Source organism: Actinomyces sp. 594 (genome assembly GCF_019325145.1).
Classification (GTDB): Bacteria; Actinomycetota; Actinomycetes; order Actinomycetales; family Actinomycetaceae; genus Actinomyces.
In genome coordinates this window covers 1-5,444 of sequence record NZ_PIZC01000054.1, presented here as the reverse complement: position 1 = coordinate 5,444, position 5,444 = coordinate 1, and the positions used below count along the sequence as shown (strand labels likewise).

At 69.4% G+C, this 5,444-nt stretch carries 4 protein-coding genes; 3 read left to right on the top strand and 1 reads right to left on the bottom strand.

Features of this window, described 5'->3' with window-relative positions; all coding sequences use genetic code 11:
• Nucleotides 1–67: 67 nt before the first annotated feature.
• Nucleotides 68–547, bottom strand: a complete 480-nt coding sequence (locus GZ998_RS09275) for a hypothetical protein (protein WP_162678638.1) — start codon at nucleotides 545–547, stop codon at nucleotides 68–70.
• Between the two features lie 101 nt (nucleotides 548–648).
• Here GZ998_RS09275 and GZ998_RS09270 point away from each other — a divergent pair, with 101 nt between their 5' ends.
• The 3 genes from GZ998_RS09270 to sucB all read left to right on the top strand — a co-directional run bounded on the left by GZ998_RS09270 (nucleotide 649) and on the right by sucB (nucleotide 5,289).
• Nucleotides 649–2,208 (top strand): leucyl aminopeptidase, encoded by a 1,560-nt coding sequence (locus tag GZ998_RS09270; protein ID WP_238994183.1) that lies wholly within the window; start codon nucleotides 649–651, stop codon nucleotides 2,206–2,208.
• 197 nt (nucleotides 2,209–2,405) lie between these two features.
• A complete protein-coding gene (gene lpdA / locus GZ998_RS09265; RefSeq protein ID WP_162678639.1) occupies nucleotides 2,406–3,815 on the top strand; it encodes a dihydrolipoyl dehydrogenase in 1,410 nt (469 codons plus the stop codon).
• A 118-nt stretch (nucleotides 3,816–3,933) separates the two neighbouring features.
• Nucleotides 3,934–5,289: a 2-oxoglutarate dehydrogenase, E2 component, dihydrolipoamide succinyltransferase gene (sucB, locus tag GZ998_RS09260; RefSeq protein WP_162678640.1), complete on the top strand. Its 1,356-nt coding sequence runs from the start codon at nucleotides 3,934–3,936 to the stop codon at nucleotides 5,287–5,289.
• Nucleotides 5,290–5,444: the final 155 nt, after the last annotated feature.

The following is a 5,444-nucleotide window of genomic DNA, read 5'->3' as shown; positions in this document are numbered from 1 at the left end:
GGGGAAGCCGCCCGGGACGCCGGCGGCCCGGCGGCAGCGCGGCCGGGCCGCCGGTTCGTTGATCCGTCTAGGAGCGATCGCGGTGAACGCTGTTTTGAATGGTGTCGGAGATATCCGTGATGCGCTCGGCGTTGGTCACGATACGGCGCGGGTCGGCCAGCCAGAGCTGTATCCCGCCCACCAGCGGCAACAGCACCGGCAGGTACCACAGTGCCGTACCCCATTGCGACCAGGCGGTGCCGGCGAAGCCGGCGAGGTTCGCCACCAGCAGCCCCAGCGCCTCCAGCAGCAGGCAGGCCCAGCCCACGCGGCGCATACGGCGACCGTTGTGGGCCACGGCCACTGACAGGAGCAGGTAGCCCAGGCCGGCGAGCACACTGAGCGCGGCGGGCAGTCGGCCGCCCGCACCCGCCCGGGCAAGGGTAATGAACGCGGGAACCAGGATCACCAGACCGAATACCGCGAATACACCGACGAGTGCGCGCCCCCAACCATGCGCAGGGCGGCGCGTATCGTTCAGAGCCCGCGGCTGGGAAGACTCATCCATGCAGTAACTGACCTCGTGTTGAACTGCGGGCCCGTGGCTCGGACCGGGAAACCGGACGACGCCCTGGCGCTGGTCCGGCCCTGTGACGTTACCATTCCCGCATGACTGAGATTATGACTTCCAGCCTGCTGCCCACTGCGGCGGGCGGCGACGTCCTGGTCCTGGCCGCCCGCACTGACGCCGACGCCCCGGTGCTGCTCACCGCGGGCACCGGTGCGGAGCAGACACCACAGTTGCGTGGACTGCCGGATTTGCTAGGGCCCCTGGGCTTCACTGCCGCCATCGACACGGTTGTCCGGATACCCGCGGCGGCGCTGGACGGCGACCGGAGCGACCTCGCCCCGACTCTGCTGGTAGTCGGCACCGGTGATGCATCCGACAGTGCCGCGTTGCGCCGGGCCGCGGGGCGCGCCGCGCGCGAGCTGGCTGGCACGGGACATGCCGTCTTCGCCCTGCCCGCGGATACCGCTGAGCGGCTGGCCGCCGTCGCCGAGGGCGCCCTGGAGGGGGCTTACGCGTGGTCGCGCCGTGTTCCGGCTTCAACCGCTCCCCTGGCCCGCGTCACGGTGTTGACGCCACTGGCTCCCGCCCCGCGCTCACTGCTGCGGCGCAGCCCGGAGGACTCCTCCGCACCGGTGCTCAACCGGGCACGCATCCTGGCCGAGGCCGTTGCAGAAGCCCGGGACCTGGTCAACGATCCGCCCGCCCGGCTCACCCCGGCCGCCTTTGCCGATCATGCCCGCCAGGCCGCCGATGCGGTCGGCGGGCGTCAGGGCCGACTGGACCTTGAGGTCTACGACGACAAGCGGCTGCTGAAGGAGGGATTCGGCGGCATCTCAGGGGTGGGGCAGGGATCCGTGCACCCGCCCCGGCTGGTCCGCCTGGAGTGGAGCCCTCGGCCGCGTCGCGGCAAGGTGGCGCACGTGGCCGTGGTTGGTAAGGGCATCACGTTCGACTCCGGTGGTCTCTCGCTCAAGCCCCCGGCGTCGATGCCCGGCATGAAGTCGGACATGGCCGGCGCGGCCGCGGTGCTGTCCGCCACCTTGGCAGCAGCCCGCCTGGCCCTGCCGGTGAGGGTGACCGCCTGGCTCGCCCTGGCGGAGAATCTCCCCGGTGGCTCCGCGCAGCGGCCCAGTGATGTGGTGACCATGTTCGACGGCAGCACGGTGGAGGTGACCAACACCGACGCGGAGGGGCGGCTGGTAATGGCAGATGCCCTGGCGGCGGCGGTCGCACAGGGGCCCGACGTCGTACTGGACGTCGCCACGCTCACGGGCGCCCAGATCGTGGCGCTCGGAGACCGAACCGCCGCCGTGATGGGCGACGCGCGGGAGGATGTCATCGCCGCCGCCACGCGTGCCGGCGAGGACTTCTGGCCCATGCCACTGCCGGAGTACCTGCGGGCCGGCCTGGACTCGCCCTTCGCCGACCTGCGCAACGCGGTGATGGGCAGCAGGGCCGCCGGCATGCTCGTAGCGGGCCTGTTCCTGCGCGAGTTCGTGGGCGACACTCCGTGGGCGCACCTGGACATCGCCGGTCCCGCCTACAACGAGAAGGCCGCCTGGGGACTGACTCCGCAGGGCGGTACGGGCTTTGGCGTAGCCACGCTACTGGCCTTCCTGGAGGACCGCGCCGCTCAGCCGGGTACCGCCGAGCGCTGAGCCCGCAAACACGCCCTCGGCGGGTATGTGATGCGTCTGGCGATGACGTAGGCTGTCTGGGACTCTGGTCCCCGGTTGCGACACGGCGCCCGCCGCCGGCCGCCTGTGCCAGCCGCCAATCACGTCGGTGCCGCACGCCGCACCACCGGCTGGCCTCCAGCCAAGCCACCAACTAGCCACCCACAAGGAGTAATCACATGACTGATGCCAGTGCTGTTGACGGGACTAATGCCGCTGAAGGCAGGCTCTATGACATGGTGGTCCTGGGCGGCGGCTCAGGAGGCTATGCCGCGGCGCTGCGCGGTGCCCAGCTGGGGCTGAGCGTGGCACTGATCGAGGCGGACAAGGTGGGTGGCACATGCCTGCACCGCGGCTGCGTGCCCACCAAGGCACTTCTGCACTCGGCGGAGACTGCCGATGCGATCCGCGGGGCGGCCGCCGTAGGCGTACGGGCCGCCTTCGAGGGCATCGACATGCCTGCCGTCCAGGAGTACAAGAACAGCGTCGTCACTCGTATGTACAAGGGATTGCAGGGCCTGGTCTCCTCCCGCGGCATCGACCTGGTCAGCGGCTGGGGCCGTCTGGTGGCGGCCGACGCCGTGGAGGTGGCGGGCAGGCGCTACCGGGGGCGGAACGTGGTTCTCGCCTCCGGCTCCTACCCGAAGACCATCGGCCAGGAGATCTCAGGGCCGGTTATGACCTCCGAGCAGGCTCTGGAGCTTGACCACGTCCCCGCCTCCGCGGTGATTCTGGGCGGCGGAGTGATTGGCGTGGAGTTCGCCTCCGCCTGGGCGTCCATGGGAGCGCAGGTCACCATCATCGAGGCGCTGCCGCACCTGGTTCCCAATGAGGACGAGGCGATCTCCAAGCAGCTTGAGCGCGCCTTCCGCAAGCGGAGGATCGGCTTCCGTGTGGGCACACGCTTCGAGTCCGTCGAGCGCACGGGTGATGGCGTCAAGGTACGCACCGCCGACGGTGCTGTAATCGACGCCGAGGTGCTGCTGATCGCCGTCGGCCGCGGTCCGGCAACGGCGAATCTCGGATATGAGGAGGTTGGGGTCGCTATGGACCGCGGCTTCGTGCTCACTGACCCGTACGGCCGCACAAATGTCTCCGGGGTGTGGGCCGTGGGCGACATCGTGCCCGGCGTGCAGTTGGCGCATCGCGGCTTCGCCCAGGGCATCGCCGTCGCCGAGCGGATCGCCGGCATGGATCCCGAACCGGTGGACGATGTCAAGGTCCCCAAGGTGACCTTCTGCGAACCCGAGATCGCCTCCGTGGGGTTGTCCGAGGCCCGGGCCGCCGAGCTGCACGGCGCGCAGAACATCGTGACCAGTCAGTTCAACGTCGCCGGGAACGCCAAGTCCCAGATCCTGGGCACCCAGGGGTTCGTGAAGCTGGTGTCGTTGAAGGACGGGCCGATCCTTGGATTCCATGCCATTGGAGCGCGTATGGGCGAGCAGGTTGGCGAGGGGCAGCTGATTGTGTCCTGGGAGGCCGACGCCAACGACGTCGCCTCGCTGGTGCACGCACACCCCACGCAGAACGAGACCATCGGCGAGGCTGCCATGGCTTTGGCCGGCAAACCGCTGCACAATCACGGCTGAGGCTGTCGCGGCCACGAACCTGCAGAGGCGCCGAAGTCGGTCGCAGCACTCGGCCAATGCACTCAGGTATTGAAACCAGTCATCACACCTACCAATCACAAGAGACGGAGATTCCATCATGTCCGAGCCTGTAAAGATGCCCGCTCTGGGCGAGTCGGTCACCGAGGGGACTGTTTCCTCCTGGCTGAAGTCCGTGGGTGACACCGTTGAGGTCGGCGATCCGCTGCTTGAGGTCGCCACTGACAAGGTCGACACCGAGGTCCCCTCCCCGGTGGCCGGAACCCTGCTCGAGATCCGCGTTGCCGAGGACGAGACCGTCGAGGTCGGCACTGTGCTGGCGATTGTGGGCGAGGCCGCCGAGGGCGGCGGCGGAGCCGCGCCGGCGCCGCAGGAGGCCGCCCCAGAGCCCTCGGCTCCTGCGGCACCCGCGGCACCTGAGGCACCCGCAGCGCCCGCTGCCTCTCCACAGGCAGCCGCCGTCCCGGCGGAACCCGTTGCGGCGCCGCCGTCGGCCGCGTACGTCACGCCGATTGTGCGCAAGCTCGCCCGGGAGCGTGGCGTCGACCTCGCCGAGGTAACCGGTACCGGTGTGGGCGGGCGCATCCGCAAGCAGGATGTGGAGGCTGCGGCCGCAGCCAAGGCCGAGGCCGAGGCTGCCGCCCAGCAGGCAGCGGCGGCGCCCGCTGAGGCGGTGGCCCCTGACGCCCCGGCGGGCGCGACGCAGTCGCGCGGTGCGCAGGCCGCAACCGACAGCGAGCTGCGCGGCCACACCGAGAAGATGAGCCGGCTGCGTCGGATCATCGGCGAGCGCATGATGACTTCGCTGCAGACCTCCGCGCAGCTGACCACCGTCGTTGAAGTGGATGTGACCCGGATTGCCGCCCTGCGCGCGCGGGTGAAGGACGAGTTCCTGGCTCGCAACGGCACCAAGCTCACCTACCTGCCGTTCTTCGTGGCTGCCGCCACGGAGGCGCTCAAGGCGCACCCGAAGATCAATGCCACGATCGGGGACAACCAGGTGACCTACCACGATGTGGAGCACATCGGCATCGCGGTGGACACGCCCCGGGGCCTGTACGTGCCGGTGGTGAAGAATGCCGGCGACCTGAACATCCCGGGCCTGGCCAAGCGCATCAATGACCTGGCGGCCCGCACGCGAGACAACAAGGTCGATCCGGGTGAGCTGTCCGGCGCGACCTTCACGGTGACCAACACCGGTTCCGGCGGCGCCCTGTTCGACACCCCGATTATCAACCTGCCCGAGGTGGCCATCCTCGGACTCGGCGCGATCACCCGCCAGCCGCGCGTGGTCAAGGACGCTGATGGCAACGAGGTGATCGCGGTGCGCTCGGTGTGCTACCTGTCGCTGTCCTACGACCACCGCCTGGTTGACGGAGCGGATGCCTCCCGGTACCTCATGACCGTCAAGAAGCGCCTGGAAGAGGGTGACTTCTCCGGCGAGCTGGGCTTGTAACACATCAGCCGCATACGTCGGCACCTGCTGAGACAAGGGTGGGGCCCGCACACAGCGCGTGCGGGCCCCACCGCTGTGATTCGAGGGTTGTCGGCGTGAACGTGGTGCCTTGGGGCGGAGTGTCGGGGCCTACTGGCCGGCTCACTCGGCTACTG

Excerpts from the sequence above, each read along its gene's own strand:
- sucB (WP_162678640.1), top strand. The coding sequence starts at position 3,934 with ATGTCCGAGCCTGTAAAGATGCCCGCTCTGGGCGAGTCGGTCACCGAG.
- GZ998_RS09275 (WP_162678638.1), bottom strand. The coding sequence starts at position 547 with ATGGATGAGTCTTCCCAGCCGCGGGCTCTGAACGATACGCGCCGCCCT.
- lpdA (WP_162678639.1), top strand. The coding sequence starts at position 2,406 with ATGACTGATGCCAGTGCTGTTGACGGGACTAATGCCGCTGAAGGCAGG.
- GZ998_RS09270 (WP_238994183.1), top strand. The coding sequence starts at position 649 with ATGACTGAGATTATGACTTCCAGCCTGCTGCCCACTGCGGCGGGCGGC.